Annotated in this window: 26 protein-coding genes; 13 read left to right on the top strand and 13 right to left on the bottom strand. The window is 70.6% G+C overall.

All coding sequences use genetic code 11. From position 1 onward, the window contains the following. Window positions 1-54 precede the first annotated feature (54 nt). Window positions 55-1,068: a permease gene (locus tag OG588_RS05000; RefSeq protein ID WP_026150609.1), complete on the top strand. Its 1,014-nt coding sequence runs from the start codon at window positions 55-57 to the stop codon at window positions 1,066-1,068. Next, window positions 1,065-1,793, top strand: a complete 729-nt coding sequence (locus OG588_RS05005; RefSeq protein ID WP_405946196.1) for a TIGR03943 family putative permease subunit — start codon at window positions 1,065-1,067, stop codon at window positions 1,791-1,793. The genes OG588_RS05000 and OG588_RS05005 overlap by 4 nt, the downstream gene beginning before the upstream one ends. A 28-nt stretch (window positions 1,794-1,821) precedes the next feature. Here the strand turns inward: OG588_RS05005 and OG588_RS05010 are convergent, their stop codons facing one another. Further along, window positions 1,822-3,291, bottom strand: a complete 1,470-nt coding sequence (locus OG588_RS05010; RefSeq protein ID WP_405946197.1) for a ketol-acid reductoisomerase — start codon at window positions 3,289-3,291, stop codon at window positions 1,822-1,824. A gap of 88 nt (window positions 3,292-3,379) precedes the next feature. Between OG588_RS05010 and ilvY the strand changes: the two genes are divergently transcribed. Beyond that, window positions 3,380-4,231 carry an HTH-type transcriptional activator IlvY gene (ilvY, locus tag OG588_RS05015; RefSeq protein WP_405946198.1) on the top strand — a complete coding sequence of 284 codons (852 nt, stop codon included), beginning with the start codon at window positions 3,380-3,382 and terminating at the stop codon, window positions 4,229-4,231. A 139-nt stretch (window positions 4,232-4,370) separates the two neighbouring features. On the opposite strand, the gene OG588_RS05020 is transcribed toward ilvY, so the two are convergent. The 4 genes from OG588_RS05020 to OG588_RS05035 form a co-directional block, all read right to left on the bottom strand. Beyond that, window positions 4,371-5,552, bottom strand: a complete 1,182-nt coding sequence (locus OG588_RS05020; RefSeq protein WP_019058116.1) for a flotillin family protein — start codon at window positions 5,550-5,552, stop codon at window positions 4,371-4,373. 11 nt (window positions 5,553-5,563) lie between these two features. Continuing rightward, window positions 5,564-5,815 carry a hypothetical protein gene (locus OG588_RS05025; protein ID WP_019058117.1) on the bottom strand — a complete coding sequence of 84 codons (252 nt, stop codon included), beginning with the start codon at window positions 5,813-5,815 and terminating at the stop codon, window positions 5,564-5,566. A 107-nt stretch (window positions 5,816-5,922) separates the two neighbouring features. After that, window positions 5,923-7,161, bottom strand: coding sequence for an ROK family protein (locus OG588_RS05030; RefSeq protein ID WP_405946199.1), 1,239 nt, complete (start codon window positions 7,159-7,161; stop codon window positions 5,923-5,925). A 139-nt stretch (window positions 7,162-7,300) separates the two neighbouring features. Further along, on the bottom strand, window positions 7,301-7,942 hold the full coding sequence (locus OG588_RS05035) for an alpha-ketoglutarate-dependent dioxygenase AlkB family protein (protein ID WP_405946200.1): 642 nt from the start codon (window positions 7,940-7,942) through the stop codon (window positions 7,301-7,303). 77 nt (window positions 7,943-8,019) lie between these two features. On the opposite strand from OG588_RS05035, the gene OG588_RS05040 reads away from it, so the two are divergent. Further along, entirely contained in the window at window positions 8,020-9,153 is a 1,134-nt protein-coding gene (locus OG588_RS05040) for a methyltransferase (protein ID WP_405946201.1), read from the top strand. Here OG588_RS05040 and OG588_RS05045 read toward each other — a convergent pair. Continuing rightward, a complete protein-coding gene (locus OG588_RS05045; protein WP_405946202.1) occupies window positions 9,150-10,016 on the bottom strand; it encodes a ketose-bisphosphate aldolase in 867 nt (288 codons plus the stop codon). The two genes, OG588_RS05040 and OG588_RS05045, sit on opposite strands and share 4 nt — an antisense overlap. Window positions 10,017-10,050: 34 nt before the next feature. Further along, on the bottom strand, window positions 10,051-10,932 hold the full coding sequence (locus tag OG588_RS05050; protein ID WP_405946203.1) for an SIS domain-containing protein: 882 nt from the start codon (window positions 10,930-10,932) through the stop codon (window positions 10,051-10,053). A 125-nt stretch (window positions 10,933-11,057) separates the two neighbouring features. Between OG588_RS05050 and OG588_RS05055 the strand changes: the two genes are divergently transcribed. Next, window positions 11,058-11,846, top strand: a complete 789-nt coding sequence (locus OG588_RS05055) for a DeoR/GlpR family DNA-binding transcription regulator (protein ID WP_366099515.1) — start codon at window positions 11,058-11,060, stop codon at window positions 11,844-11,846. Window positions 11,847-11,897: 51 nt separating this feature from the next. Here the strand turns inward: OG588_RS05055 and OG588_RS05060 are convergent, their stop codons facing one another. The 4 genes from OG588_RS05060 to OG588_RS05075 all read right to left on the bottom strand — a co-directional run bounded on the left by OG588_RS05060 (window position 11,898) and on the right by OG588_RS05075 (window position 15,013). Next, complete coding sequence (locus tag OG588_RS05060; protein ID WP_405946204.1) at window positions 11,898-12,488, bottom strand: dihydrofolate reductase family protein; 591 nt, start codon at window positions 12,486-12,488, stop codon at window positions 11,898-11,900. A gap of 55 nt (window positions 12,489-12,543) precedes the next feature. Next, window positions 12,544-12,996: a phospholipase gene (locus tag OG588_RS05065; protein ID WP_405946205.1), complete on the bottom strand. Its 453-nt coding sequence runs from the start codon at window positions 12,994-12,996 to the stop codon at window positions 12,544-12,546. A 203-nt stretch (window positions 12,997-13,199) separates the two neighbouring features. Further along, a complete protein-coding gene (locus OG588_RS05070) occupies window positions 13,200-13,973 on the bottom strand; it encodes a TIGR03943 family putative permease subunit (RefSeq protein WP_405946206.1) in 774 nt (257 codons plus the stop codon). Beyond that, window positions 13,970-15,013 carry a permease gene (locus OG588_RS05075; protein ID WP_405946207.1) on the bottom strand — a complete coding sequence of 348 codons (1,044 nt, stop codon included), beginning with the start codon at window positions 15,011-15,013 and terminating at the stop codon, window positions 13,970-13,972. Before OG588_RS05075 ends, OG588_RS05070 begins: the two co-directional genes overlap by 4 nt. A gap of 49 nt (window positions 15,014-15,062) precedes the next feature. Between OG588_RS05075 and OG588_RS05080 the strand changes: the two genes are divergently transcribed. Further along, window positions 15,063-15,905 carry a PhzF family phenazine biosynthesis protein gene (locus tag OG588_RS05080; protein WP_405946208.1) on the top strand — a complete coding sequence of 281 codons (843 nt, stop codon included), beginning with the start codon at window positions 15,063-15,065 and terminating at the stop codon, window positions 15,903-15,905. Here the strand turns inward: OG588_RS05080 and OG588_RS05085 are convergent. After that, window positions 15,902-16,603: a FadR/GntR family transcriptional regulator gene (locus OG588_RS05085; protein ID WP_405946209.1), complete on the bottom strand. Its 702-nt coding sequence runs from the start codon at window positions 16,601-16,603 to the stop codon at window positions 15,902-15,904. The genes OG588_RS05080 and OG588_RS05085 overlap by 4 nt on opposite strands. Before the next feature lie 299 nt (window positions 16,604-16,902). Between OG588_RS05085 and OG588_RS05090 the strand changes: the two genes are divergently transcribed. From OG588_RS05090 to OG588_RS05120, 7 genes are read left to right on the top strand one after another with little or no spacing between them, the layout of a single operon-like run. Further along, entirely contained in the window at window positions 16,903-17,799 is an 897-nt protein-coding gene (locus tag OG588_RS05090) for a proline iminopeptidase-family hydrolase (RefSeq protein WP_405946210.1), read from the top strand. Between the two features lie 46 nt (window positions 17,800-17,845). Beyond that, window positions 17,846-19,573, top strand: coding sequence for an ABC transporter substrate-binding protein (locus OG588_RS05095; RefSeq protein WP_405946211.1), 1,728 nt, complete (start codon window positions 17,846-17,848; stop codon window positions 19,571-19,573). After that, window positions 19,561-20,598, top strand: a complete 1,038-nt coding sequence (locus OG588_RS05100; protein ID WP_405946212.1) for an ABC transporter permease — start codon at window positions 19,561-19,563, stop codon at window positions 20,596-20,598. Before OG588_RS05095 ends, OG588_RS05100 begins: the two co-directional genes overlap by 13 nt. Window positions 20,599-20,603: 5 nt before the next feature. Then, window positions 20,604-21,572: an ABC transporter permease gene (locus OG588_RS05105; RefSeq protein ID WP_405946213.1), complete on the top strand. Its 969-nt coding sequence runs from the start codon at window positions 20,604-20,606 to the stop codon at window positions 21,570-21,572. Further along, on the top strand, window positions 21,565-22,635 hold the full coding sequence (locus tag OG588_RS05110) for an ABC transporter ATP-binding protein (protein WP_405946214.1): 1,071 nt from the start codon (window positions 21,565-21,567) through the stop codon (window positions 22,633-22,635). The genes OG588_RS05105 and OG588_RS05110 overlap by 8 nt, the downstream gene beginning before the upstream one ends. Before the next feature lie 23 nt (window positions 22,636-22,658). Then, the gene (locus OG588_RS05115) at window positions 22,659-23,639 is read left to right on the top strand and encodes an ABC transporter ATP-binding protein (RefSeq protein ID WP_405953054.1); all 981 of its coding nucleotides are present in this window, start codon (window positions 22,659-22,661) and stop codon (window positions 23,637-23,639) included. Window positions 23,640-23,673: 34 nt separating this feature from the next. After that, on the top strand, window positions 23,674-24,141 hold the full coding sequence (locus tag OG588_RS05120) for a DUF5990 family protein (protein ID WP_405946215.1): 468 nt from the start codon (window positions 23,674-23,676) through the stop codon (window positions 24,139-24,141). Window positions 24,142-24,147: 6 nt separating this feature from the next. On the opposite strand, the gene OG588_RS05125 is transcribed toward OG588_RS05120, so the two are convergent. Beyond that, on the bottom strand, window positions 24,148-25,881 hold the full coding sequence (locus OG588_RS05125) for an LCP family protein (protein WP_405946216.1): 1,734 nt from the start codon (window positions 25,879-25,881) through the stop codon (window positions 24,148-24,150). Window positions 25,882-25,917 lie beyond the last annotated feature (36 nt).

The following is a 25,917-nucleotide window of genomic DNA, read 5'->3' on the forward strand; positions in this document are numbered from 1 at the left end:
AGGCCGGCGAGGGACCGCTATGTTCGACGCGAACATCGAACATGTGGAGCTCGTGTGCAGACGACAGTGGAGCCGCCGAGAGCAGCGGCGGAGGCGGAGGTCACGGCAGCCGGGTGGCCGCGGTACTGGCCGCTTCTGTTGCTGGGGGCGGCCGTCGTTCCCGGGCTGCTGCTCTTCTCCGTCGGGCGGTGGATGGACTCGCCGGCCGTGCAGGCATGGCGGACCGTGTGTCTCGCCATCACCACGCAGGCGCTGCCCTTCCTGCTGCTGGGTACGGCGCTGTCGGGGGCGATCAACGCGTTCGTGCCGGCGCGGGTGTTCACGAAGGTGCTGCCCAAGCGGGCCGCGTTCGCCGTGCCGGTCGCCGGGATGGCGGGGGTCGTGCTGCCGGGGTGCGAGTGCGCGTCCGTGCCGGTCGCCAACAGCCTGATCGGGCGCGGGGTCACCCCGGCCGCCGCGTTCGCGTTCCTGCTCTCGGCGCCCGCGATCAATCCGGTCGTACTGACGGCCACCGCGATCGCGTTCCCCGCCAGCCCGGTCATGGTGCTGGCCCGGTTGCTCGCCTCGCTCGCGACCGCCGTGGTGATGGGCTGGCTGTGGCTCTGGCTGGGGCGTGAGGAGTGGCTGCGGCCGGTCGCGCGGCACACCGGGCACCGGCCGGGGCACAGCCGCTTCACGGAGTTCCGGACCGGCTTCCAGCACGACTTCCTGCACGCGGGTGGGTTCCTGGTCGTCGGGGCCATGGCGGCAGCGACCTTCAATGTCGCCGTACCGCGCTCCGTGCTCGACACCTTCGCCGGTTCGCCCTGGCTGTCCGTGCTCTTCCTGGCCGCGCTCGCGATCATCCTCGCGGTCTGCTCCGAGGCCGACGCATTCGTGGCGTCCTCCCTCACAGGCTTCTCCCCCACAGCCCGGCTCGCTTTCATGGTCGTAGGCCCCATGGTCGACCTGAAGCTGATCGCCCTCCAGGCGGGCACGTTCGGGCGGGCCTTCGCGGTCCGCTTCTCCGCCGCCACGACGGTCGTCGCGGTGCTGTCCAGCGCGCTGATCGGAGCCGTACTGCTGTGAGACGCCCCCTCCAGGTGACCCTGCTCGTCCTCAGCGGCCTGGGCCTGCTGCACGCCTCGCTCTTCACCGACCTGTGCCTGCGGTACGTCAAGCCGAGCATGCGCCCGATGCTGGTCGTGTCCGGCTTCCTGCTGATCCTGCTCGGCATCGCGGAGGCGTGGTCACGACGGAAAGCGGACGGAGGTGACGACCACGCGGGCCACAACCACTCCAAGGTGCCCCGTGTCGCCTGGCTGCTCTTCCTCCCCGCACTCAGCCTCCTCTTCTACGCCCCGCCCGCCCTCGGCGCCTACACCGCCTCCCGCGCCGCGACCAAGGCCGTCCCCGTGCAGGACGCCTTCGACCCGCTGCCCGCGACCTCGCCGCTGCCGATCACCCTGACCGACTTCACCACCCGCGTGCAGCAGGACCGCAAGCGGGCCATCAAGGGCCGGACCGTCCAGATGACCGGGTTCGTCACGCCCGACAAGGGCAGCACCTACTGGGACCTGACCCGGATCATGATCTCGTGCTGCGCGGCGGACGCCCAGTCCATCAAGGTGCGGGTCTACGGCATTCCGGCCCTGGCCGCCAACACCTGGGTGACGATCACCGGGACCTGGCACGCGAGCGGAACCCTGGGGACGAGTTCCGCCCGCGCCGCGCTCGACGGCGTGACCGTCGAGAAGGTCGCCAAGCCGGTGAACGCCTATCAGGACGCCCTGCCGTTCGCGACCCCACGCTGAGGCCAGACCACTGAGCCAAGCCGCTGAGCTAGGCCACCGAGATGTCCACGGAGGGGCGCAGTTTCGCCGCTGCGGCCAGCGCCTCGTGCATGGGATGGGTGTCGAAGGCCTCCAACAGAGCTCCGTCCGCCGGGAGTTCGGACGCCGGGTAGGCGATCTGCTCGTAGGCCGCCTGGAAGCGCGGGCCCCAACGCCGGGCGCCCAGACGGGCCGTGCGGGAGCAGTTGTCGACCATGTAGGCCACGTCCCGTGCGTGCATGTAGGGCAGCAGGGAGTCGACCGCCTCGATGACGGACTCGTTGACGATCTCGGACCAGGGGTGGCCGCGCTCGGCGAACTCGTCGACCTGGGCGGTCATCGTCGCCACGAACACCCCGGCGGTGAACGGCTCGACGGGCAGGGCCCGTTCGGCCCGGAGCGCCCGGACCTCCGCGCCCACGGCCCACATCGGTGAGCCGCCGATCCCGCTCATCTCCCGTGCCCCGAGCCGCCGTTCGGCCAGGACGACGCTGCGCAGCTCGGTGCCGTCGGCGACCTCGTCGTAGATCTCGGCGACGATCTCGCGGGCGGGACCGTAGGTCGCCGAGTACGCGCGGTCGAAGATCTCCCGTCCGGCCGGGTCCAACTCCTCGCGGACGGTGCGGAGTCCGGCCTGGGAGATGGTGCGGGCGATGGGTCCGGTGACGTTCTCGCAGGAGCGCTCGTACGCGGTCACCGCGTCGTCGCCGGCCAGACGGCAGCGCGTGAACAGGCTCTCGACGATGCCGTGGACGGCGCCGAGCAGGATGGCGCGTTCGCCCACGATGTCGGAGCGGTACTCGCTCTCCAGGGTGGTGCGGAAGGTGTACGGCGAGCCCAGCGCGACCGACCAGCCGAGCGCGCGATCGGTGGCCTTGCCGTCGGGGTCGGCGTGGACGGCGTAACTGCTGTTGATGCCCGCGCCGTTGATCTCGGCGCCCTGTTCGTAGAGCCGACGCACGGAGTCGCCCATGCCCTTGGGACAGACCGCGATCACCCCGTGCCCCGGCGGGAACTCCCCACCCGTGGCCCGGAGATGACCGAGCAGGAAGCCGTGCGAGAGGCCGATGGTGGCGCCGGGCTTCAACGCCCCGAAGATCTCCTCGTGGTGGGCGGCGAGAGCGGCGTCCGCGATCAGCAGGATCACCAGGTCGCTGTCGGCGGTGACCGCGAGCCAGTCGCCGAGCGTGCCGTCCTCCTCGGTGAAGCCGTGCGCACGCGCGTCGGCCGCGGATGCCGAGCCAGGACGCAGGCCGACACTCACGCGGATGTCCGTACCGGCGAGTGAGTCGCGCAGGTTGCGGGCCTGGGCGCGGCCCTGCGGGCCCCAGCCGATGACGCCGATGCGGCGGACGCCGGCGAAGGCCTCGGGGAGCAGCGGGAAGAGGTGCCGGCCGCCGCGCAGGATGGTCTCCGTGCCGCCGGGCACGTCCATCGCTTCGAGGGCGAAGACGGCGGAGGTGTACGTGGTCGAGGTCATGGTGGAGTTGTAGGCTCCGGGCGAGTGTTGCAGCAAGCGCAACTTGCGCAGCGGGCTGTTGCGCGAAGCGAAAGGGCCAGGTCACGGTATGCGGGACGACCATCGGGAACTACGGCTTTTCCTGCACCTGGCGCAGACGCTGAACTTCGGGCGGACCAGTCTCGACTGCCATGTCAGTCCGGCGACGCTCACCCGGACCGTGCAGCGGCTGGAGGCCGGCCTCGGACACCGGCTCTTCGACCGCGGTGCGCGCGGGGTCTCCCTCACCGCGGAGGGGCACCGCTTCCGTGAATACGCCGTCCAGGCAATGGAGTTGTGGCGCACCTACCGCGAGGAGCATCCCGACCCGGCCGAACTCACCGGCCGTCTCACCCTGTTCGCCACGGTGACCGCCTGCCAGGCCCTGCTGCCCGACCTGTTGGCGCCGTTCCGGGCCGCGCATCCGCAGGTACGGCTCGATCTGCGCACCGGTGACGCGGCGGCGGCGCTGGCCCGCCTCGACGAGGGTGAGGCCGACGTGGCGGTCGCGGGCATCCCGCCCCGGCTGCCGGAACCCCTGGTCAGCCGGACGGTCACGGTGACCGAACTGGTCCTGGTCACCGCGCGCGACCGTCCCGACCCGCATCTCGACGGCCCGTTCGTCCTCCCGCACCGGGGCCTGGTCCGCGAGGCGGCCGACCGCTGGTTCCGCACCCGGGGCACGACACCGGACGTGGCCTGTGAACCGGACGGCCACGAAGGCCTGTTGACCCTGGTCGCCCTGGGCTGCGGGACAGGCGTGGTGCCCCGCCTCGTCCTGGAGAACAGCGCCGTACGGGAACGGCTGGCGGTGATCCCGGCGGACCCACCACCGGAGCCGTTCCCGATCGGGCTCTGCGTACGACGAGCGGATCTGCGCCGCCCACTGGTGTCGGCCTTGTGGAGCCTAACGGCGCCATAGGGCACCAGGCTGTGCTGCAGCGCCCCGAAAGGGGCGCGGGGCTGTATTTGATTTGCGGCTACCGCCGCGCGGGCGCGCCCAGCCACAACGGCGCCGCACCAAACCGACGACGCACACCCCGCTGCTCCCAGCGGAGCGCCTAGTCCAGATCAACCGGCCCGTCGTTCTTCTTCTCGTCCTTCTTCGCCTGCAACTGGAGCAGGTTCTTGACCTCGTCGCCGGGTCGGCGACCATCCGGGTCCGCTCCGCTCAGATTCCCCCGCACCGAGTCCAGAATCGTCAGCCCCTGCGAGACAAGGCCCGCGGCGATCTCGCCGAGACCATCCGCCCCGTTGAGGACGTTGACATTGGCCCCCGCAAGACCCCCCGCCGCTTCCTTCACGATCTGCGGCAGCTGATCGATCAGCATCCGGTCGAGCGCTACGCGGTCGTACGACGCCGCCGCCTCGGCCTGGATCTTCATCCGGTCCGCCTCGGCGATCGCGAGCAGCTTGATCCGCTGGGCCTCCGCCTCGGCCGGCTTGACGATCTCGGCGACCAGCTGCTGCTGGCGCAACTCGGCCTGGCGCTGGGCCAGTTCGGTCTGCGCGGCGAGCACTTCCTGCTGGGCGTGGGCCTGCGCGAGCGGTCCGGCCTGCGCGGCCTGCGCCTGGGCACGGTCCACCTCGGCCGAGTACTCGGCCTTGACGACCGCGGTCTGCCGGGCGTACTCCGCCTGGTTGCGGGCCGCGACCTGCTCCGCCTCGACCGAGGCCTGGGTGGCCTGGGCCTGGGCGATCTGGGCCTGCCGCTGGATGGCCGCCTTGTGCGGCGCGGACATGGCCTCGATGTAGCCGACCTCGCCGTCGTCGATCGACTGGATCTGCAGCGAGTCCACGATCAGGCCGATCTTCGCCATCTCGACCTTTGACGTGTCCAGCACCTCGGCGGCGAGCTTCTGCCGCTCCGTGACGATCTCCTCGACCGTCATCGAGCCGATGATGGACCGCAGGTGACCGGCGAAGATCCGGCCGGTCAGCACCGACATCTGGTCCTGGTCGGAGAGGAAGCGCTGCCCCGCGTTGATGATGCTCTCGGTGTCGTTGCCGACCTTGAACGCGATCACGGCGCGGACGTGCAGCGCGATGCCCTGCCTGGTCACACAGGTCTCGGTGACCTCGGCCTCGCACATCGACAGCGTGAGGAAGCGGGTCTTGCGGAAGACCGGCAGCACGAACTTTCCGTGCCCCGTGACCACTCGGAACGGCGCGCCCCCCAGTCCCCGCCTGCCACCCGAGATCAGCATCGCCTCATCGGGGGCGGGAACGCGGTAACCGAACATTCTGGTACTCCTCACTCAGCGCCGGCGGGGTCCCCGCCCAGCGCGTCCAATGGATCCACCCACTTGATGACGTGGACCTCACGACTTCCTCGCGACTCGATCACGAGTACGGTCGCCCCCGTGGGCAGAGGATCGTCCGACCAGGCGAGGAAGGTCTCGGAGCCGCCTCGGACGCGCACCAGGATCTCGCCGGGGCCCGCGCTTCCGCGGGTCGCGATGATCACCTGCCCCGTGCATCCGATCACGGGCTCATCCTGCGGCATCACACGCCGCCCTCCATCCTCTGGCCTTAGGTTTCCGACGATAGACCTACTCTGCCCCGGCTCCCAACGGGCTCGTCGATTCCTTCCGTCACGTACCGTCCGAACGGTCAGGAAAGGGCCGCCAGCGGATCGTCGAGCACCGGCTGCCACGCCAACTCGGCTGCCCCGACCAGGCTGTTGTGGTCGAGGGTGCAGGCGAGGATCGGCACGCCCCCGCTCTGCCCCCACAGGCTCCGGTCGGCGACGACCGCGCGCAGCCGGTCCGGGTCGGCGTCCAGGAGGGTGCGGTGCAGTCCGCCGAGGATGATCCGGTCGGGGTTGAGGATGTTCACCAGCCCGGCGAGACCCAGCCCGAGCCGGTCGATGAGGGCTTCGGCGGCGTTCCGGACGGTCGGGTCGTCGTAGTGGTGGCGGATCAGCTCGTTGGACTCCTGGAGCAGGGACACCTCGGGGCCGGGCTCACGACCGGCCGCCGTGAGGAAGGCGAGCGGGTCGGCCTCGACATCGAGACAGCCTCGGCTGCCGCAGTAGCAGGGGCGCCCTTCGGGGTTCACGGTAAGGTGCCCGACTTCGAGCGCCAGGCCCGAACTCCCGGTGTGCAGACGCCCGTCGAGCACCAGCGCGCCGCCGACACCCCGGTGTCCGGTCGCCACGCACAGCAGGTCCCGGGCGCCGCGTCCCGCGCCGTGCCGGTGCTCGGCGAGCGCGGCGAGGTTGACGTCGTTGCCCGCGAACGCCGGTCCGGTGAGGCCGGCCGCGCGCACGCACTCGGCGAAGATCCGCCGCACCGGCGCGCCTGCGGGCCAGGCCAGGTGGAGGGGATTGAGCGCCAGTCCTTCGGGCTCGGCCACGGCGGACGGTACGGCGAGCCCGGCGCCGACGCATCGCCGGCCGGTCTCGCGCAGCAGGTCGGCACCGGCCTGGACGACCGAGCCGAGCACCTTCGCCGGGTCTGCGTCCACGGCCTCGCAGCCGGGCGCGGTCGCCACGATCTGGCCGCCGAGTCCCACCAGTGCGGCGCGGAAGCCGTCTGCGTGTACCTGGGCTGCGAGGACTACGGGTCCGCCCTCGGCCAGTGCGAGTCGGTGCGAGGGGCGGCCCTGCGAACCGGCTGCCGCGCCGGGCCTTGCGTCGACCCTGATCAGGCCCAGGGCCTCCAGCTCGGCGGCCACCGCGCCGGCCGTCGCCCGGGTGACCCCCAGTTCGGCGGTGAGTACGGCGCGGGTGGGGGCGCGGCCGGTGTGCACGAGCTCCAGGGCGGGGCCGAGCGCTCCGCGGCCCCGGTCCAGTCGCGCCCTGGAGGTGGTTCCATCCCCCGCCGGCCGGGGGTCCGCCTTGCCGCTCATGAGGGCGAGTCTCCCATGATCCGTAGAAAGAGCCGTCGGGGGTCGTGTTCACAGTGACGGCCGGTGGGGGCTGGTCGCGCCCACGCGGCGGAGCCGCATATCGATACAGCCCCGCGCCCCTTCGAAACGCACCCCCCGCTCAGAAGCCACTGACCCGCAGCGTCACGTTCAGTCTCCCCCTCAGCCCCAACTCCCCCGGCCCCGTGCCCTCGTACACCCTCGGCACCCCGTGATACGCCAGCCTCGACGCGCCCCCGAACACGAACAAGTCGCCGCTCCTCAACTCGACGTCCGTGTACGGCCTGGTGCGGGTCTCGGCGTTGCCGAAGCGGAAGACGCAGGTGTCGCCGAGGCTGAGGGACACCACGGGGGCGTCGGAACGCTCGTCGGCGTCTCGGTGCATGCCCATGCGGGCGTCGCCGTCGTAGAAATTGATCAGGGCGATGTCGTACGACGCCGTCGGCGCCCCCAGTGTGTCGGTGACCGCCCGCTGCGCAAGGTCGTCGAGCCAGGTCGGGAAGGGTTTCACCGGGGTGCCGTCGCCGTCGGTCGCCGTGCGGGAGTAGGCGTACGGGTACCAGTGCCAGCCCAGGCACACCTGTCGGGCGGTCATCGTGCCGCCGCCGGGGGTGCGGACGGTGCGCAGTCCGGCCGGGGGCCCGGCCCACTCGCGGCAGGCGGTCAGGAGGTCGCGCTGGCGGTCCGGGGAGAGCCAGTCCGGCACGTGCACCGCGCCCGGCGCGATCTCCGTACGAACTCTCGGAAACAGCTCGGCGTCCATGGCCCCATCCTGCCCCGACCGGCCACGAGCTGGCACTCGGTTAGCCTTGGCGCACGATGGACGACCATATCGACCGAATGACGACTCCGTGGGGCGAGCGCGCCCTGGCCCGCTTCCCCGAGGACCCGCGCGACCAGTTGCGTGCCTGGGACGCCTCCGACGAATACCTTCTGCGGCATCTCGCGGAACAGGACACCCCGCTGTCCGGCACGGCGGTGATCTTGGGCGACCGCTGGGGCGCCCTGACCACGGCCCTCGCGGAGCACGGTCCGGTGCAGATCACGGACTCGTTCCTCACCCAGGAAGCCACCAAGGCGAACCTCGCCCGGGGCGAGGTCGACGCGGGTTCCGTACGGCTGCTCACCACCCAGGATCCGCCGCCCGAGCGGGTCGATGTCCTGCTGGTCCGGGTGCCCAAGAGCCTCGCGCTGTTGGAGGACCAGCTCCTGCGGCTGGCGCCCGCGGTGCACGCCGACACCGTCGTCGTCGGTACCGGGATGGCGAAGGAGATCCACACCTCGACGCTGAAGTTGTTCGAGCGGATCGTCGGCCCGACCCGGACCTCGCTGGCCGAGAAGAAGGCCCGGCTGATCTTCTGCACTCCACGGTCGTCGGCAGCACGTGGCACCAACCCCTGGCCGCACAGTTACGCCCTGCCCGACGGCATCGGCGTGGTCTCGGGACGGACCGTGGTCAATCACGCGGGTGTGTTCTGCGCCGAGCGCCTCGACATCGGCACGCGTTTCCTCCTCCAGCATCTGCCCTCAAGTCGTGGGCTCGGCAAGGTGGTTGACCTCGGGTGCGGCAACGGTGTCGTCGGTACGGCGGTGTCGTTGGCCGATCCGGAGGCCGAAGTCCTGTTCGTGGACGAGTCGTTCCAGGCTGTCGCCTCGGCGGAGGCCACCTACAAGGCGAACGGCGTTCCGGGACAGGCCGAGTTCAGGGTCGGGGACGGGCTGGTCGGAGTCCCGGCCGACAGCGTGGACCTCGTGCTCAACAATCCGCCGTTCCACTCCCACCAGGCGACGACCGACGCGACGGCCTGGCGGATGTTCAGTGGGGCCCGGCGCGCGCTACGGCCGGGTGGCGAGCTGTGGGTGATCGGCAACCGGCATCTCGCCTACCACGTGAAACTGAAGCGGCTCTTCGGCAACAGTCAACTGATCGCCAGCGACGCGAAGTTCGTGGTCCTGAAGGCCGTCAAGCGCTAGCCCGACCGTCCGCCTGCGCCGAGCACGCCGATGATCCGGGCCACCGCCTCCGCCATGGCCTCCCGTCCCACGCTCAGGTACTTGCGGGAGTCGACCGCCTCGGGGTGTTCGGCGAGGAACGCGCGGATCGCGCCGGTCATCGCCTGGTTGAGGGCCGTGCCCACGTTGACCTTGGTGATGCCGCCGGCGACGGCCGCGGTCAGTTCGTCGTCGGGGACTCCCGAGGAGCCGTGCAGGACGAGGGGGACGTCCAGGGTCACGGTGAGCCGCTTGAGGAGGTCGTGGTCGAGGGTGGCCGTACGGGTGGTCATGGCGTGGGAGCTGCCGATGGCCACGGCGAGTGCGTCCACGCCGGAGTCGGCGACGAAGGCGCGGGCCTGGGTGGGGTCGGTGCGGGCGCCGGGTGCGTGGGCGTCGAGGGGCGGCTCGCCGTTCTTGCCGCCGACCTGTCCCAACTCGGCCTCGATCCACAGGCCTTGGGAGTGTGCCCAGTCGGCGGCGGTGCGGGTCGCGGCGAGGTTCTCGGCGTAGGGCAGGCGGGCCGCGTCGTACATGACGGAGCTGAACCCGGCGTTGTGTGCCTGTCGTAGCAGGTCGTCGCTCTGGACGTGGTCGAGGTGCAACGCGACGGGTACGGCGGCCCGTTCGGCGGCGGCGACGGCCGCGCGGGCGAGCGGGAGTAGGCGGCCGTAGCGGAACTTGACGGCGTTCTCGCTGACTTGGAGGACGACGGGGGCACCGGCGGACTCGGCGCCGGCGATGACGGCCTCGACGTGTTCCAGCGTGATGATGTTGAAGGCGGCGACCGCGGAGCGGGTGGTGGCGGCGCGGGTGATGAGTTCGCCGGTGGTGACGAGGGGCACGGCCTGTCCTTTCCAGTCCTGGAGTACCGGGGCTTCAGGGGGCGAGGATCACCGAGCGGGTGAGGTGGCGCGGGCGGTCGGGGTCCAGGTCGCGGTGGGCGGCGACGGCGACCGCGAGGCGCTGGGCGCGGACGAGTTCGGCGAGCGGGTCGAGGCCGCCCTCGAACCACAACCCGCCGGTGGCGCCCACCTGTTGGGCGAGTCCCTCGGGCGCCTCGCCGAGCATCCAGGTGGCGGTGCCGTGGGTGGTGATGCTGATCGGGCCGTGTCGGTACTCCATCGCCGGGTAGGCCTCGGTCCAGGAGAGGGAGGCCTCGCGCATCTTCAGCCCGGCCTCGTTGGCGAGGCCGACCGTCCAGCCGCGGCCGAGGAAGGTGAACTGCGTGCAGGCGACGAGCTGTTGGGACAGTTCGGCGGCGAGCGCGGTGCGGGCGTCGGCGACCACGGCGTCGGTGTGCAGGCCGAGGTGGGCGCGGAGCAGGGTGACCGCGGTGGTCGCGAACCGGGTCTGCACGACGGAGCGTTCGTCGGCGAAGTCGAGCACGACCACCTCGTCGGCGGCCGTCATGACGGGTGTGTGCGGGTCGGCGGTGATCGCGGTGGTGCGAGTGTGGCCCTTCAACTCCCGCAGGAGTTCCAGCACTTCGGTGGTGGTGCCGGAGCGGGTGAGGGCGAGGACCCGGTCGTACGTCCGACCGTGCGGGAACTCCGAGGCGGCGAAGGCGTCGGTCTCGCCCCGGCCCGCTCCCTCGCGCAGGGCGGCGATCGCCTGGGCCATGAAGTACGAGGTGCCGCAGCCGACGATCGCGACCCGCTCCCCCGGCGCCGGGAGCACGTCCCGGTATCGGGACGCCTCCGCCGCGGCGCGTATCCAGCACTCGGGCTGACTGTTCAGCTCGTCCTCGACATAGGTCATGCCGTACCCCTCCCCGTTGATGCTTGTTCCTGCAAGATATAGCGAGTTTTCAAGCACAATCAAGCAAATTCGGTGAGGATGGTGTGCGCTAGGGTCGCCGGAGAATCGAGGAACGGAGAGTGCGGATGTCGCGCGACGCCCGCTGGAAGGCGCTGCTGGAGCTGCTCGTCGAGCGCGGTCGGCTCGACGTCGAGGAGGCGGCTGTCGACCTCGCGGTGTCGGCCGCGACGATCCGCCGTGACTTCGACCAACTCGCCGAGCAGCAGATGCTGGTGCGCACCAGGGGCGGCGCGGTCGTGCACGGGGTGTCGTACGAACTGCCGTTGCGCTACAAGACCGCCCGGCACGCCTCCGAGAAGCAGCGCATCGCCAAGGCGGTGGCCGAACTCGTCGCGCCCGGCGAGGCGGTGGGCCTCACCGGCGGGACGACGACCACGGAGGTGGCCCGCGCCCTGGCCGTACGCGGCGACCTCACGTCCGGAGCCTCCGGATCACCGGCGCTGACCATCGTGACCAACGCGCTCAACATCGCCAACGAGCTTGCCGTACGGCCCCAGTTCAAGATCGTGCTGACCGGCGGGGTCGCGCGACCGCAGTCGTACGAACTCGTCGGGCCGCTCGCGGACGGGGTGCTCTCGCAGATCACCGTCGATGTGGCGGTGCTCGGTGTGGTCGCCTTCGACGTGACGCACGGCGCGGCGGCCCACGACGAGGCGGAGGCCGCGATCAACCGGCTGCTGTGCGAGCGCGCCGAGCGCGTGATCGTCGCGGCCGACTCCAGCAAGCTCGGGCAGCGGGCGTTCGCCCGGATCTGCTCGGTGGAGTCCGTGAACACGCTGGTGACGGATGCGGGGGTGGGGGCGGACGTGGTGCGGCGGTTCGAGGAGGCGGGGGTGCGGGTCGTCGCCGTGTGACGGCCCGCCCCCGGCCCCGGACACCCGATCAGAGCTTGCTCAGTATGTGCCTCAATGCTTGGTCAGGACTTCGAAGCGCAGGTGGGTGATGTCCGGCGACTCGCGCGTCCAGAGCCGGCGGAGTTCGACGGGACCGCCGAGGTGGTCGAAGAGTCGCTTGCCCGCGCCCAGCAGCACGGGGACGAGCATGATGTGCACCTCGTCCAACAGACCGGCGTTCAGGGCATGTTGGGCGACGCTCGCACCGTGGACCCCGACGTCCCCGCCGGCGGCGGTCTGCTTGGCGCGGGCCACCGCGGCCTCGATGCCGTCGGTGACGAAGGTGAACACGTCAGGGGCGACGACGTCCGCCGGATCGGGGGCGTGGTGGGTGAGCACGACACAGGGGACCTTTCCCACCGGCCCGCCGTCGCCCCAGCCGCCCTCGCCTTCGCACAGGTCGTAGGAGTGCCGGCCCATGAGGACGGCGCCGACGCCGTCGGCCATCTCGGCGAGGACCTTGGCGTCGGCGTCGTCCATTTCCTGAACCCAGCGATGCAGGCGTTCGCCGCCGACGCCGAGGGGGTTGGCGCGGGTGTCGTCCGGGGCGGTGATGAAGCCGTCCAGGGACATGGACATTCCTGAGATCACTTTGCCAGTCATGTCAGGTAGACCGTCCGCGCCGCCCGAACTCATCGCCTGAGCGGTTCGCGATCCGTCAGCCGAAGGCCTTGACGGCTTGGTAGTACGTCCAGGCCGTGCTGTTGCAGGTGGTCGCGACGGCGCTGCTGTAGCCGGCGCAGACGCGCTTGAGGTCGTCGTAGAAGGCGCTGTCGAGCCGCGACTTGTTGGCGCTGAAGGCGTTCGCGGCCTTGTAGTTGCGGTAGCCGAAGTCGTGGCGGGCGCAGGAGGTGGCGAAGGGGAAGCCGAAGGGGTTGTCGGGCGAGTCGGAGCAGTAGTCGGTGGACCAGTCGAACGCGTAGGCGGACCAGGCGGTCCGGTTGGCGCGGGCCGCGGTCCAGAGGTTGTAGCTCGACGCGCTGGTCTGGGTCCAGCCGGCGAGGACCTGGGGCTTGTCGGCGGGGGCGGCGGGGGCGGCTGTCGCGGTGGCGACGACGGCTACCAGAGCCAGAGTTGAGGCGGCGAGACCGGTGGCGAGTCTGCGGTGCATCCAACACCTCCATGAGACCGCGATCCGCCCGTCGGATCGCAGGTCCATGACAAGATGATTTACGCGTTGCCCCCCTCTTCACACCGCATGTGTCCCAATGACCCGTTGACTCTCGGACATACCAGGGGTGCGGGACATGAACCCCACGGGAGGTACCGGCAGAGGGGATGCTCAACACCCCTGCTGCCGGCCGGAGTTGACGTTCAGGACGGGGTGAGGGGCAGGTCGTCCGTGAAGGCGTTGACCGGTTGGGCGATGTTCCGGGTGCCGTGGACGTTGAGGGCAGCCGCAGCGGTTCTCGTGCCGAGTGCGCCCTGTGTGTGCCAGGTTCCGGTGACGGCCAGCCAGGTGTTGGCGGGCGGGGCAGGGGTGCCGTACATGTGCACCTTGACCGTCTGGGCGTCCGCCGCGCAGCAGGTGAAGATGATCCGGGTCAGGTCCCAGCCGCCGCCCCGGACGGGGGTCGCGAAGCCGGTCATCTCGACGCTGCGGCCCTTGATGGCCAGCTCCTTGTCCTGCTGGACCCGGGTGGTGAAGTCCGTGAGGGTCATCGGCAGGGGTGAGGTCGCGGGCAGTGCGGCGAACCGCTTCTGCTGCTTGACGGCCTCGCTGCCCGCGTGGGCCGCCGTGTAGGCGCCGAGGGCGGGCGGGGCGTAGAAGAGGAGGCTGAGCGCGGGGAGGAAGAGCAGCCAGGCGATGCGGGGGGCGGTTGAGTGGTCGTGGCCGTGGTCATGCCCGGGCTCGTGCCCGTGGTCATGTCCGGGGTCGTGTCCGTGGTCGTGCTTCTCCTCGCCCGCCGAGCCGCGGTCGAGTGCCGCGTGGGCCAGGCCCAGGAGCAGCAGGAGGGCGCCGGAGATGATCAGGAGCGGGCGCAGGCCCTCCTTGACGTAGCGCAGGTAGAGGTCGGTGAAGAGGGCGGTGTGCAGCAGGCCCAGGCCGGTCAGGACCAGGAGCAGTACTTGGGCGGTGCGCTTCACAGCAGGGCGCCTCCGATCAGGACGCTGGCGGCCACGGCCACGACGGTGGTCGCGGTGGAGAAACGCACCGCGAACGCCCGGCCGAAGGTGCCCGCCTGAAGGGCGATCAGCTTCAGGTCCACCATGGGGCCGACCACCATGAAAGCCAGCCGGGCAGTGGGCGAGAAGCCTGTGAGTGAGGCCGCTACAAAAGCGTCGGCCTCGGAGCAGACCGCGAGGACGACGGCGAGCGCGGCCAGGAAGAGCACGGACAGCCAGGGCGAGCCGGAGAAGGTGTCGAGGACGGAACGCGGGACGGTCACGTTGAAGGTGGCCGCCGCCATGGCACCGAGGACGAGGAAGCCGCCCGCGTGCAGGAAGTCGTGCTGGAAGCCGAGCCGGAACTCGGTGAAGCGGCTGTGGCCGGGCTGATGGCCGGTGTGCCGTACGACCGGGCGCAGCCACTCCTCACGTCCCAGCCAGAGCCAGAGCCAGCCCATGACGGCGGCGGTGGCGAGCGAGGCCAGGAGCCGGGCCAGCACCATCGCGGGGCTGCCCGGGAAGGCGACGGCAGTGGCGGTCAGCACGATCGGGTTGATCGCGGGCGCCGAGAGCAGGAACGCGAACGCGGCGGCCGGGGTGACGCCCCGGCGGATCAGGCTGTTCGCGACGGGCACGGACGCACATTCGCAGCCCGGCAGGACCACGCCCGCGATGCCCGCGACGGGTACGGCGAGCGCGGCCCGCTTGGGCAACACCTTGGTGAACAGGTCAGCCGGGACAAAGGCGTTGATGGCCCCGGACAGCGCGGTGCCCAGAAGGAGGAAGGGCAGCGCCTGCACGGTGATGGCCAGGCAGACGGTCCGCCAGGCCGCCACGGCGGGGTCGTTCAGCCAGGGCGTGCCCGACAGGGCGAGGACGGCCGCCGCCAGGCCGAGCGCGAGGGCGAACGCTGTCGTGGGCGGGAGTCTGCGAAGAGCGCGGCGCCGTCGCTCGGGTGGATGGACGACGGCCGGGATCGCCGCCTCCGTCACATCAAGCAGCTCATCCGTTTTTGGCATATTTGCTCCGAATGTCTGATGTTGTGACAGAAGATAGTACGGTTCTCGCGTGATCAGCCGACTGTCCGTCAGCATCGTCCGCGCGTGTCTGCGTGAAGGCACCGGCGGGAGTCCCACTGCGGTACTGGACGAGACACCGTTGAGCGACGACGAGCGGTGTCGGGTGCCGGTGCTGGCGGGGACGTCGCACGCCGTGTTCGTGTCGGTGCGCGGGTCCGAGGTGGCGCTCCGCTTCTTCACCGCAGGGGGCGAGCTGCCCGCGTGCGGTCACGGCACGGTCGCCGCCCTGGCCTTCCTCGCGGCACGCGCCGGAGGCTCGGAGTACCAGGGCGTCCTGCGCGCCGCCGGGCGTTCGTTCGCGGGCCGGGCCGTACGGGAGGGGGCGCGGTTCCGTGCCGTCTTCGAGCCGGGCCCCGTCGAGCTGCGCGAGCCGACCGCGGACGAGTGCGCGCTCGTCCTGCCCACGCTGGGCGTCGCCCCGGGCGCGTTCACCGCGGGTGCCCGGGTGGCCTCGGTCGGGCGGGCACGTCTGCTCGTCCCGGTCTCCTCGCGCTCCGAACTCGCCGCGCTGGCCCCGGACTTCGAGACTCTGCGCGCGGCCTGCGACCGGTTCGGGCTCCTCGGCTGCTACGTCTACTCGGTGCCGACGCCCGCCGGGCGGATCGCGGCGCGGATGTTCGCCCCGTCGATCGGTGTCCCGGAGGACATCGCGAACGCCAACAGCACCGCGTGTCTCGCCGCCGACCTGGCCGACCGGGGTGTCACCGAGATCGCCGTCGACATGGGCGACTCGCTGGGCAGCCCGGCCACGATCACGGCGAGCGCACGGCCCGTGGTGCGGGTGGGTGGTGTCGCCGAAGTCGGCGCTGCCGTACGGGAGTTGACCGGCTAGCGGGCCCGGACCCGTTCCAGTACGTCCCTGATCAGGTCTGCGCTGATGGTGAAGTGGCCCCGGGCGATCTCCTCGGCGCGTTCCGGCTCACCCGCCGCGATGGCCTCGTACAGGGCCTTGTGGTCCTCGCCGCCCTGGTGGAAGTGGGTCTGTTCGCCCTTGCCCCAGGGTTCGACCGGGAAGCCGAGGCTGATGCGGGCCAGCAGGTCCTGGCTGAGCATGACGATCTGGGGGTTGCCCGTGGCTTCGCGGACGGCCCGGTGGAAGGCGCTGTCCGCGGTGTGCGCGGCGCGCTGGGTGCTCGCGGAGAGGTAGGCGGACAGAGCGTCCCGCATGGGTTCGAGGTCCTTGGCGCTACGGCGTCGGGCGGCCGTCGCGGCGACCATGCCCTCGACCAGGCCGCGCAGGTCGAAGAGTTGCTCGAACTCCTCCCAGCGGGGCAGCAGGGTGTGCCGGACGGCAGCGGCCGTCGACTCGGTCCAGCTGTCGCGGACGTAGGTCCCGCCGTTGCGCCCGCGCCGGATCTCGACCACGCCCACGGCCTGGAGCCGGGCGACCGCCTCGCGCACGGTCGGGCGGCTGACCCGGAGCAGGCCGGTGAGCTCACGCTCGGCCGGCAGCCGTTCGCCCGGCAGGAAGTCGCCGACGGCGATCGCGGTGAGCAGCCGGTCGGACACCTCGTCGACCGCCGAGGCCACCCGGACCGGGCGCAGCGCGGAGGACGGGGAACCGCCTAGGAGGACACGGTCGAGGACGCGTGAGAACTCGTCGCCCGCTTCGGATGCCTCAGGTACGGATGTCAGCTGTCCTCCCCCTTCAATGCCACTTCTGTAAACGCGGGCGGGCCACGTGAACGCGCCGTTACGTCTTGCCCAGCCCCCGCTAAAAGGTCTTGTGCGCTGACCTTTTACCCAATCACCATCACAGCCATCCGTCACTTCCTTTTCCATTTCCGCCACTGGCCGGTTCGCATCCGGCCCGTCTGGGAGGCCCTCGCGTGGCGATTCCCGAACCGAATCACACCGGCACCGTCGACTTCAACGGCCATTCGACCTGGTACCGGATCACCGGCGAGCCCGGCAGGACGCCCCTGGTCGTCCTGCACGGCGGACCAGGCGCCGGTCACAACTACACGCTCAGCATCGCGGGCATCGCCGAACAGGGCCGCCAGGTGGTGCACTACGACCAGCTCGGCACCGGACTGTCCACCCATCTGCCCCACGAGGGCGCCGACTTCTGGACCGTCCAGCTCTTCCTCGACGAACTCGACACTCTGCTCAAGGAGTTGGGCATCGCCGATGCCTACCACCTCCTCGGCCAGTCCTGGGGCGGCATGCTCGCCGCCGAGCACGCGGTACGCCGGCCGGCCGGGCTGCGCGGGCTGGTCATCGCCAACTCCCCCGCGTCCATGGAGCTGTGGCTCGCGGCGGCGGCCGAACTGCGGGCCCAGCTTCCGCCCGGCGTCCAGCGGACCCTGCTCGCCCACGAGGCGGCCGGGACCACCGACCACCCCGACTACCTCGCCGCCGAGCAGGTCTTCAACGAACGCCATGTGTGCCGACTGAACCCCAACCCGCCCGAGGTGCAGGCGACTTGGGAGAACATCGCGGCCGATCCGACCGTGTACCACACGATGAACGGGCCGAACGAGTTCCATGTCGTCGGCACCATGAAGGACTGGTCCGTGATCGACCGGCTGCATCTGGTCGAGGCACCGACCCTGCTGGTCTCCGGCCGGTACGACGAGGCGACTCCCGAGACCCTGCGCCCGTTCGCCGACCACATCCCCGACGTGCGCTGGCACATGTTCGAACACTCCAGCCATATGCCGCACGTCGAGGAGGAGGAGCTCTACCTCCAGGTCGTGGGCACCTTCCTCGACTCCACCGACTGATCACCCGGTCGCCCCAACACCCCTTCCCCCGACGGGAGTTCCCTGGATGTCCCGCAGTACGAGACGAGGCGCGTTCGCCGCCGCCACCGTCGCCCTCGCCCTGACCACCGCCGCCTGTTCGTCCTCCGACAGCGGCTCCTCCGACCCGACCACGTCGTCGTCCTCGACGGCGGCCGGCACCTCCGCGTTCCAGCCGCAGCACAAGGGCGGCACGCTGAAACTGGTCGCCCACGCGGCGGCGGGCAGCCTCGACCCGCAGGTCAACTACACGCTCCAGTACTGGCAGTTGTACCAGTCGATGTACGACGGGCTGCTGTCGTTCAAGAAGGTCGGCGGTCAGGAGTCGTTCACGGTCGTCCCGGACCTGGCCGCGGCGATGCCGAAGGTCACCAACGGCGGCAAGACGTACACCTTCACGCTCCGCAAGGGCATCACCTTCTCCAACGGCAAGGCGCTCACCACCGACGACGTGGTGGCGTCCTTCCAGCGCATCTTCAAGGTCTCCAGCCCCACCGCGGGCACCTTCTACAACGGCATCGTCGGCGCCGCCGCCTGCCTGAAGACCCCCGCGTCCTGCACCCTCAAGGGCGGTGTGACCGGCGACGCGAAGGCGAACACGGTCACCATCAACCTGACGGCGCCGGACTCGGAGTTCCCGTACAAGCTGGCCGTCCCGCACGCCAGCATCGTGCCGAAGGACTCGCCGACGAAGGACGCGGGCACCAAGCCGCTGCCGACGACCGGCCCGTACATGGCGGCCTCGTACGACCCGAACCGTGAGCTGAAGCTGGTGCGCAACCCGCACTTCAAGGAGTGGTCGCGGGAGGCCGAGCCGCAGGGCTACCCGGACGAGATCGACTACACCTTCGGGCAGACCGTCGAGTCCGAAGTCACCGCCGTCGAGAACGGCCAGGCTGACTGGATGTTCGACGCGCCGCCCGCCGACCGGCTCAACGAGATCGGCACCAAGTACACGTCCCAGGCGCATGTGAACCCGCTGACCGCGTTCTGGTACGCGACACTGAACGTCAACTCGGCCCCGTTCAACAACAAGTTGGCGCGGCAGGCCATCAACTACGCCGTGGACCGGTCGGCCGTGGTGCGGCTGTACGGCGGCACCAACCTCGCCTCCCCCGCGTGCACGATCCTGCCGCCCGGCTTCCCTGGGCACGTCGACTCGTGCGACTACACCAAGGGCGGCGGCAAGACCTGGACGGCCGCCGACCTCGCCAAGGCCAAGGCGCTGGTGAAGCAGTCAGGTACGGCGGGGCAGGCGGTCGGCATCGTCACCCAGGACGACGACGTCAACAAGTCGATCGGGCAGTACCTGCAGAGCCTGCTCACCCAGCTCGGCTACAAGGCGACGCTCAAGCCGCTGTCGGCGAACATCCAGTTCACCTACATCCAGAACACCAAGAACAAGGTCCAACTCGCCCTGACGTCCTGGTACCAGGACTATCCGGCGGCCTCGGACTTCCTCAACGTGCTGTTCTCCTGCGCCGCGTTCCACCCCGGCAGCGACTCCAGCATCAACATCTCGGGCTTCTGCGACAAGAGCGTCGACGCGAAGATGCAGACCGCGCTGAAGACGGCGCAGACCGACCCGACGGCGGCGAACAAGCAGTGGGGCGCGATCGACCAGTCGATCATGCAGCAGTCGCCAGTCGTCCCGCTGATCAACCCGAAGATGATCGACTTCACGTCGAAGCGCCTGGGCAACTACCAGTTCAGCAAGCAGTTCTACATGCTCGTCGGCCAGACATGGGTCAAGTGACCACCGCCGCCCCCGAGTTGGCCACCGTCGAGGCCCGGCGCTCGCCGGGCCCCTGGCGGACCGCCGGCGCCGACCTGCTGCACAACAGGTCGGCGCCGGCCGCGGCCGTCGTCCTCTTCCTCGTCGTCCTGGCGACCCTGTGCGCACCGCTGTACGCGCACCACATCGCCCACACCGACCCCTTCCAGTCCCATGTCTCCGGCACCACGGTCGTCGACGGGAAGACCGTGCCGGTACTCACCCCGAGCAGCACCGGCCTCGGCCTCGGCGTCACTCCGATCGGCCCGACCTGGGACCCCGCCCACTACTTCCTCGGCGCCGACAACCAGGGCCGCGACGTCATGGCCCGGCTGCTCTACGGCGGCCGGACGAGCCTGTTCATCGGGTTCACGGCGGCGCTGCTGACCTGTGCCCTCGGTACGGTCGTCGGCGTCGTCGCCGGATACGCGGGCGGTGTCGTCGACGCCGTCATCTCCCGTGTCCTGGACGTCATTTGGGCGTTCCCCGTGTACCTGCTGGCGATCTGCCTCTCGGTCGTGCTCCTCACCGACGGGCTCCACCTCGGCCCGCTCACCGTGGAGGCGGGAAGCCTTTGGCTGCCCGTCGCGATCATCGCGGCGATCTATGTGCCGTACATCGCGAGGCCGTTGCGCGGTCAGGTGCTGGTGCTGCGCAACAAGGAGTACATCCAGGCGGCCATCGGCTCCGGGGCACCGACGGTGCGCATCCTGCGCCGCGAGGTGCTGCCCAACGTCCTGCCGACGGCGATCGTCTTCGTCCCCCTGATGACCGCACTCGCGATGCTCACCGAGTCGGCGCTGTCCTTCCTGTCCGTCGGTGTCCAGCCGCCGGACGCCAGTTGGGGCACGATCATCGAGGACGGACTCGGGCTGCTCTACACCCGGCCCGCCGTGACGATCGCGCCCGGCCTGCTGATCGCGCTGACCACGGCGGCGCTCAACGTCCTCGGCGACGGCGTGCGCGACGCGCTCGACCCGGGCGCCCGACTGCGCGGAGGGGTGTGACGCTCATGCTCCGGTTCATCGTCAAACGCTTCGGGTCCGCCCTGCTGGTGATGTTCGCGATCAGTGTGCTGGTCTTCCTGATCTTCTTCGCCACACCGGGAGTTGACCCCGCCGCGCGCATCGCCGGGCGCAACGCCGACCCGGCCACGCTCGCCCAGGTCCGGCACTCCTTCGGCCTCGACCGCCCGATGCCCATCCGCTACTTGCTGATGATGCGGCACCTGCTGATCGACCGTGACCTGGAGTCGTTCGTCAACCGCGGCTCCCGTGTCATCCCGCAGATCGTGCAGGCCACCCCGGTGACCCTGTCGCTCGTCATCGGCGCCGCGCTGATCTGGATGGCCGCCGGCATCATCATGGGCACGGCCGCGGCGGCTCTGCGCGGCAAGGCGGCCGACCCGCTGATCATGCTCGTCGGTGTGGTCGGGGTCTCGCTGCCGGCCTACTGGCTCGGCGAGGTCGTCAACCTCATCACCCAGAAGCAGCTGCACAGTTCGGTCTTCTCCTGGGTGCCACCGCCGGGCTACGTCGACCTGAGCCACGACCCCGGCCAGTGGGCCCTGCACCTGCTCTTCCCCTGGCTGACCCTCGCGCTGCTGTACGCCGGGATCTACGCCCGGCTGCTGCGCGGCGAGGTCGTCAGCGCCCTGAACGAGGACTACGTCCGTACCGCGCGCGCCAAGGGCCTCTCCGAGCGGCGCATCCTGATCCGGCACGCCCTGCGCTGCTCGCTGATCCCGATCGTGTCGCTGTTCGGCCTGGACTTCGGCGCGCTCGTGGGCGGCGCCGCGTTGCTCACCGAGGTCGTCTTCGGCCTCCCCGGCATCGGCAAGCTCACCTTCGACGCCCTGCAGAACCTGGACCTGCCCGTGATCATGGGCACCGTCCTGTACGCGGCGTTCTTCGTGGTCCTCGCCAACGCGCTGGTGGACATCCTGTACGCCCGACTCGACCCGAGGGCCCGCCATGCCTGACCAACCCCTGCTGGACGTACGTGACTTGAGGGTGTCTTTCCGCACCCGCCGAGGCTCCGTCACCGTGGTCGACGGCCTGTCCTTCTCGGTGTCGCCCGGTGAGATCCTGGGCGTGGTGGGCGAGTCGGGCTCCGGCAAGAGCGTCTCGATGCTCGCCGTACTGCGCCTGCTGACCAGTCCGAACGTCACCGTCGAGGGCGAAGTCCGGTTCCGTGGCCGGGACTTGCTCGCACTCCCCGACAAGGAGATGCGGGCGGTACGGGGCCGGGAGATCGCCATGGTCTTCCAGGACCCGATGACCGCGCTCACCCCCGTGTACACCGTGGGCTGGCAGATCGCCGAGCAGATCCGGGCGCACGAGAAGGTGTCCCGCAAGGAGGCCCACACGCGTGCCGTCAGCCTCCTCTCCGATGTCGGCATCCCCGACGCGGCCTCGCGCGCGAACGCCTACCCACACGAGTTCTCCGGCGGCATGCGGCAGCGCGCGGTCATCGCGATGGCCCTGTCCTGCGGCCCCGCGCTGCTGATCGCCGACGAGCCGACCACGGCGCTGGACGTGACGGTCCAGGCTCAAATCCTGGATCTGATGCGGGAGTTGAACGCACAGGGTTCGGCCGTCGTCCTCATCACCCACGACATGGGCGTGATCTCGCAGATCGCCGACCGGGTCCTGGTGATGTACGGCGGCCGGGCGGCCGAGGAGGGGCCGCGCCGGGCGGTGTTCCACGGACCGCGGCACCCGTACACCTGGGGGCTGCTCGACTCGGTACCGCGCGTCGGCGGGCCCAGGCTGCGGCGGCTGCCCACGATCGCGGGGATGCCGGTGGCGCCGGGAAGTCTGCCCGAGGGGTGCGCGTTCGCACCTCGGTGCCGGCTGCGGCACGAACGGTGCGAGGAGCGGCCGGCTCTGTCGATCGGCTCGGCCGGCACCGACTTCGGCTCCGGTGCCGACGCGCACCGCGACGCCTGCTGGCTGCCCGACGACGACCGCGCCTCGCTGCGCCTGACCTCCCGGTCGGCGGCGACGGACGTACCGGACCTGGAACGAGAGGCGACACCGTGAGCGCGTCAACAACATCGGCAGAGGTGCTGCTGCGCGCCTCGGACGTGACCAAGCACTACCCCCTGCGTGCCGACGGGTTCTCCCGGCACCGCAAAGTACTCCGTGCCGTGGACGGTGTGTCGTTGGAGGTGCGCGGCGGGGAGACGCTCGGCATCGTCGGCGAGTCGGGCTGCGGCAAGTCCACGCTGGGCCGCTGTCTGGTCCGGCTCACCGAACTCACCGGCGGTCGGGTCGAGTTCGACGGCCGGGACATCAGCACGCTGTCCACGCGCCGACTGCGTCCCGTACGGCCGGGGATGCAACTGGTGTTCCAGGATCCGCAGGCCTCACTCAACCCCCGCCGTCGCGCCGGGGACATCGTGGCGGAGCCGCTGCTCGTGCACCGGTACGGCGACGGGGCCGCCGTGCGCCGTCGGGTCGCCGAGCTCTTCGACGTCGTAGGGCTGGCGGCGGCCCATCTGGACCGGTATCCGCACGAGTTCTCCGGCGGGCAGCGGCAACGCATCGGGATCGCGCGGGCGTTGGCGACCAACCCCAAGCTGATCGTCGCCGACGAACCGGTGTCCGCGCTCGATGTGTCCATCCAGGCGCAGGTGTTGAACCTGTTCGCCGATCTGCAGGAGGAGTTCGCGCTCACCTACGTGTTCATCGCGCACGACCTCGGGGTGGTCCGGCATGTGTCGGACCGGATCGCGGTCATGTATCTCGGTGAGATCGTCGAACTCGGCGAGACGGAGGCCCTGTACAAGGAGCCGGCTCATCCGTACACGCAGGCGCTGCTGTCGGCCGTACCGGACATCGACGACGGCACGTTCACCGATGAGGTCGCCCGGGAGCGGATCGTGCTCACCGGTGAGGTGCCCAACCCGGTGGACAAGCCGACGGGGTGCCCGTTCCGGACTCGCTGCCCGTACGCGCAGGAGCGCTGTGCCGTGGAGCGGCCCCGGCTGACGGTGACGGCCTCCGGGCGGCACACCGCCTGCCACTTCCCCTTGGTCGACTGAGGGTACGGAGGGCGGACCCTGCATGATGGCCCGTATGCACCTCCGCATCGACGCCGTCGACCTGCCCGGCCGTACCTTCCCCGCCCCCGCCGACAAGCCCTTCTCGACGTACGACGACGTCCATGTCGCCGTACAGCGCCGGGACCGGCCGGCCGAACTCCTCGACCCGCAGCCGGGGGACGCCGCGTCCGCGACCTGGACGCTGGAGTGCGCGGCGGAGGCCACGCCGGACGGCATCGTGGTCACCGGGCCCTATGTGCAGCACCGGATGGGTCTGCGGTTCGTCTATCTGTCGTGGGGGACGGTCGACGCGGCCGGTGTCTTCACGATGTTCCGGCGCGCCAAGCTCATGCTGGACTCGGTGCCCGAGGACGTCCTGGCCGCCGCCGCGGCCGATGGTCTGCTGGTCGGGCGGCTCGGGCTGACCGACGCGAACGGCGGCCCGTTGTGCGCGCGGGTGGATCCCCCGCACATCACCTGGACCGCCGAGCGCGTCGTATAGCGCCCGTCAGGACGCCGAGTCCTTCTTGTTCGTCGCCAGCCGGTACGCCTGGGTCGGGGTCATCGCGACGCCGTTCAGGCTGACCGTCTTGTACGTGCTGACCTTGGCGCAGGACTTCGACTGGTCGGCGGTCGAGGCCTGGGCGTTGGAGGTGGCCGCCTTGGTGTCGGCGGGGGCCGGGGACGAGGTGGCGCCGGGGTACGTCGTGCCGCTGGGCCAGTCCGTGCCGATCACCAGGGTCAGGCCGGTGCTGGTGCCCTGCTTGAGGTGCGAGGAGGAGAGGCCGATCGCGTTCGCCACCGTCTGGGCCTGGGCCTTCTGTCCGGAGCCGTAGGTGAGGGTGGTCGTGGTCGCGCTGACGCCGGCGTTGCCGGTCGTGGTGTCGGAGCTGAAGCCGCCGTTGATCAAGGAGGTCGCGACCGTGGAGGCGCGCCCGCTGATGCTGGTGCCGTTCTCCACCGTCACGGCGATCTGCGCCGCGGGTACGACCGCCGCCGTGGCGGTCGCGGTGGCCGCCGAGGACTTCTTCCCGGCGGACGTGGTCAGCGACTGGTCGTTGGCGATGGTCGCGAACAGGCTCTTCGCCGCCGTCGCGGGCACGACCCGGTCGGCGTTGTCCGGGTCGGCGCCGGTCTGCATCGTGGTGAACGTCATGCGCTTCGTGGGGACCTTGTCGAGGTCCGCGGCGAGCCCGATGAGCTTCTTGACGGTGCCGAGGCCCGTGTCCACGGTGAGCGCCTTGGTGGCGGCGTCGGCGAGGTTGTAGACCGCCGTGGGGTCGGTGAGGGTGCCGGCGCTCTTGAACTTGCGGATCATCGCGCTCAGGAACAGGTGCTGGGAGACCGTACGGCCCAGGTCGCTGCCGTCGCCGAAGCCGTGCCGGGAGCGGACGAACTCGAGCGCCGCGGTGCCCTTGAGAGTGTGGGTGCCCTTGGCGAGCTTCAGGTGCGAGTAGGTGTCGTAGACGTCGGCGTTCACGCACACCGAGACGCCGCCGACCGCGTCGGACATCTTCACCACGCCGGAGAAGTCCATCTGCACGAAGTGGTCGATGGTGATGCCGGTGAGCGCGTGCACGGTCTTGACCTGGCACTCCTGGCCGTACTGCAGCGCGCTGTTGATCTGGCCGTAGTAGCCGGCCGTCGACTGGCCGCTGCCCGTGTCCTTGCAGGCGGGGACCTGGGTCATGGTGTCGCGCGGGATGCTCATCACGGTGGCGTTCGAGCGGTCGGCGGAGATGTGCACCACCATCTCGACGTCCGCGTTGCCGTTCCCGGACTGCACACCGGTGGTCGAGCAGCCGCCGCCGAGCTTGCAGTCGGTCGCGCTGGACCGGGCGTCGCTGCCCATCACCAGGAGGTTGATCGGCGTACGGCCGAAGGCGTCGGCCTTCTCCTTGCCGCCCGCGCCGTCGTCGATCGGGACGCTGTTGATGTTGCCGTTCAGGTGCTCGTAGAACCACCAGCCGACACCCGCGGTCGCCATGATCACGACCGACAGGGATATCGCGCTGAACTTCAGCACCCGCCTGCCGCGCGGAGCTTGCTTGACGCGGCGGCGCGAGGCGGTGCGGCCGCGCGCGCGGGATCCGCCGCGCGGGGCCTGCCGGGCCGCGGCGCGGGAGGCGGCCCGGCCGCCGGTGGGCAGCGGCTCGTCCGCCTCCCCCGCACGCGGTCTGGGCACCCCTCGTGTGCGGCTGCGCGTGGCGTGTCCCACGGGGCCCTCCCCGAGGTCGGTCATCTGGCACTCCCACGTACGGTCGGGCCGTTCAGGCCG

This window comes from Streptomyces prunicolor, assembly GCF_045162825.1.
GTDB classification, from domain to species: Bacteria; Actinomycetota; Actinomycetes; order Streptomycetales; family Streptomycetaceae; genus Streptomyces; species Streptomyces prunicolor.

What these genes read in the sequence shown, in the direction of transcription:
- OG588_RS05010 (WP_405946197.1), bottom strand. Translation starts at nt 3,291, where the DNA reads ATGACCTCGACCACGTACACCTCCGCCGTCTTCGCCCTCGAAGCGATG.
- ilvY (WP_405946198.1), top strand. Translation starts at nt 3,380, where the DNA reads ATGCGGGACGACCATCGGGAACTACGGCTTTTCCTGCACCTGGCGCAG.
- OG588_RS05020 (WP_019058116.1), bottom strand. Translation starts at nt 5,552, where the DNA reads ATGTTCGGTTACCGCGTTCCCGCCCCCGATGAGGCGATGCTGATCTCG.
- OG588_RS05025 (WP_019058117.1), bottom strand. Translation starts at nt 5,815, where the DNA reads ATGCCGCAGGATGAGCCCGTGATCGGATGCACGGGGCAGGTGATCATC.
- OG588_RS05030 (WP_405946199.1), bottom strand. Translation starts at nt 7,161, where the DNA reads ATGAGCGGCAAGGCGGACCCCCGGCCGGCGGGGGATGGAACCACCTCC.
- OG588_RS05035 (WP_405946200.1), bottom strand. Translation starts at nt 7,942, where the DNA reads ATGGACGCCGAGCTGTTTCCGAGAGTTCGTACGGAGATCGCGCCGGGC.
- OG588_RS05040 (WP_405946201.1), top strand. Translation starts at nt 8,020, where the DNA reads ATGACGACTCCGTGGGGCGAGCGCGCCCTGGCCCGCTTCCCCGAGGAC.
- OG588_RS05050 (WP_405946203.1), bottom strand. Translation starts at nt 10,932, where the DNA reads ATGACCTATGTCGAGGACGAGCTGAACAGTCAGCCCGAGTGCTGGATA.
- OG588_RS05055 (WP_366099515.1), top strand. Translation starts at nt 11,058, where the DNA reads ATGTCGCGCGACGCCCGCTGGAAGGCGCTGCTGGAGCTGCTCGTCGAG.
- OG588_RS05060 (WP_405946204.1), bottom strand. Translation starts at nt 12,488, where the DNA reads ATGACTGGCAAAGTGATCTCAGGAATGTCCATGTCCCTGGACGGCTTC.
- OG588_RS05065 (WP_405946205.1), bottom strand. Translation starts at nt 12,996, where the DNA reads ATGCACCGCAGACTCGCCACCGGTCTCGCCGCCTCAACTCTGGCTCTG.
- OG588_RS05075 (WP_405946207.1), bottom strand. Translation starts at nt 15,013, where the DNA reads ATGCCAAAAACGGATGAGCTGCTTGATGTGACGGAGGCGGCGATCCCG.
- OG588_RS05095 (WP_405946211.1), top strand. Translation starts at nt 17,846, where the DNA reads ATGTCCCGCAGTACGAGACGAGGCGCGTTCGCCGCCGCCACCGTCGCC.
- OG588_RS05100 (WP_405946212.1), top strand. Translation starts at nt 19,561, where the DNA reads ATGGGTCAAGTGACCACCGCCGCCCCCGAGTTGGCCACCGTCGAGGCC.
- OG588_RS05105 (WP_405946213.1), top strand. Translation starts at nt 20,604, where the DNA reads ATGCTCCGGTTCATCGTCAAACGCTTCGGGTCCGCCCTGCTGGTGATG.
- OG588_RS05110 (WP_405946214.1), top strand. Translation starts at nt 21,565, where the DNA reads ATGCCTGACCAACCCCTGCTGGACGTACGTGACTTGAGGGTGTCTTTC.
- OG588_RS05120 (WP_405946215.1), top strand. Translation starts at nt 23,674, where the DNA reads ATGCACCTCCGCATCGACGCCGTCGACCTGCCCGGCCGTACCTTCCCC.
- OG588_RS05125 (WP_405946216.1), bottom strand. Translation starts at nt 25,881, where the DNA reads ATGACCGACCTCGGGGAGGGCCCCGTGGGACACGCCACGCGCAGCCGC.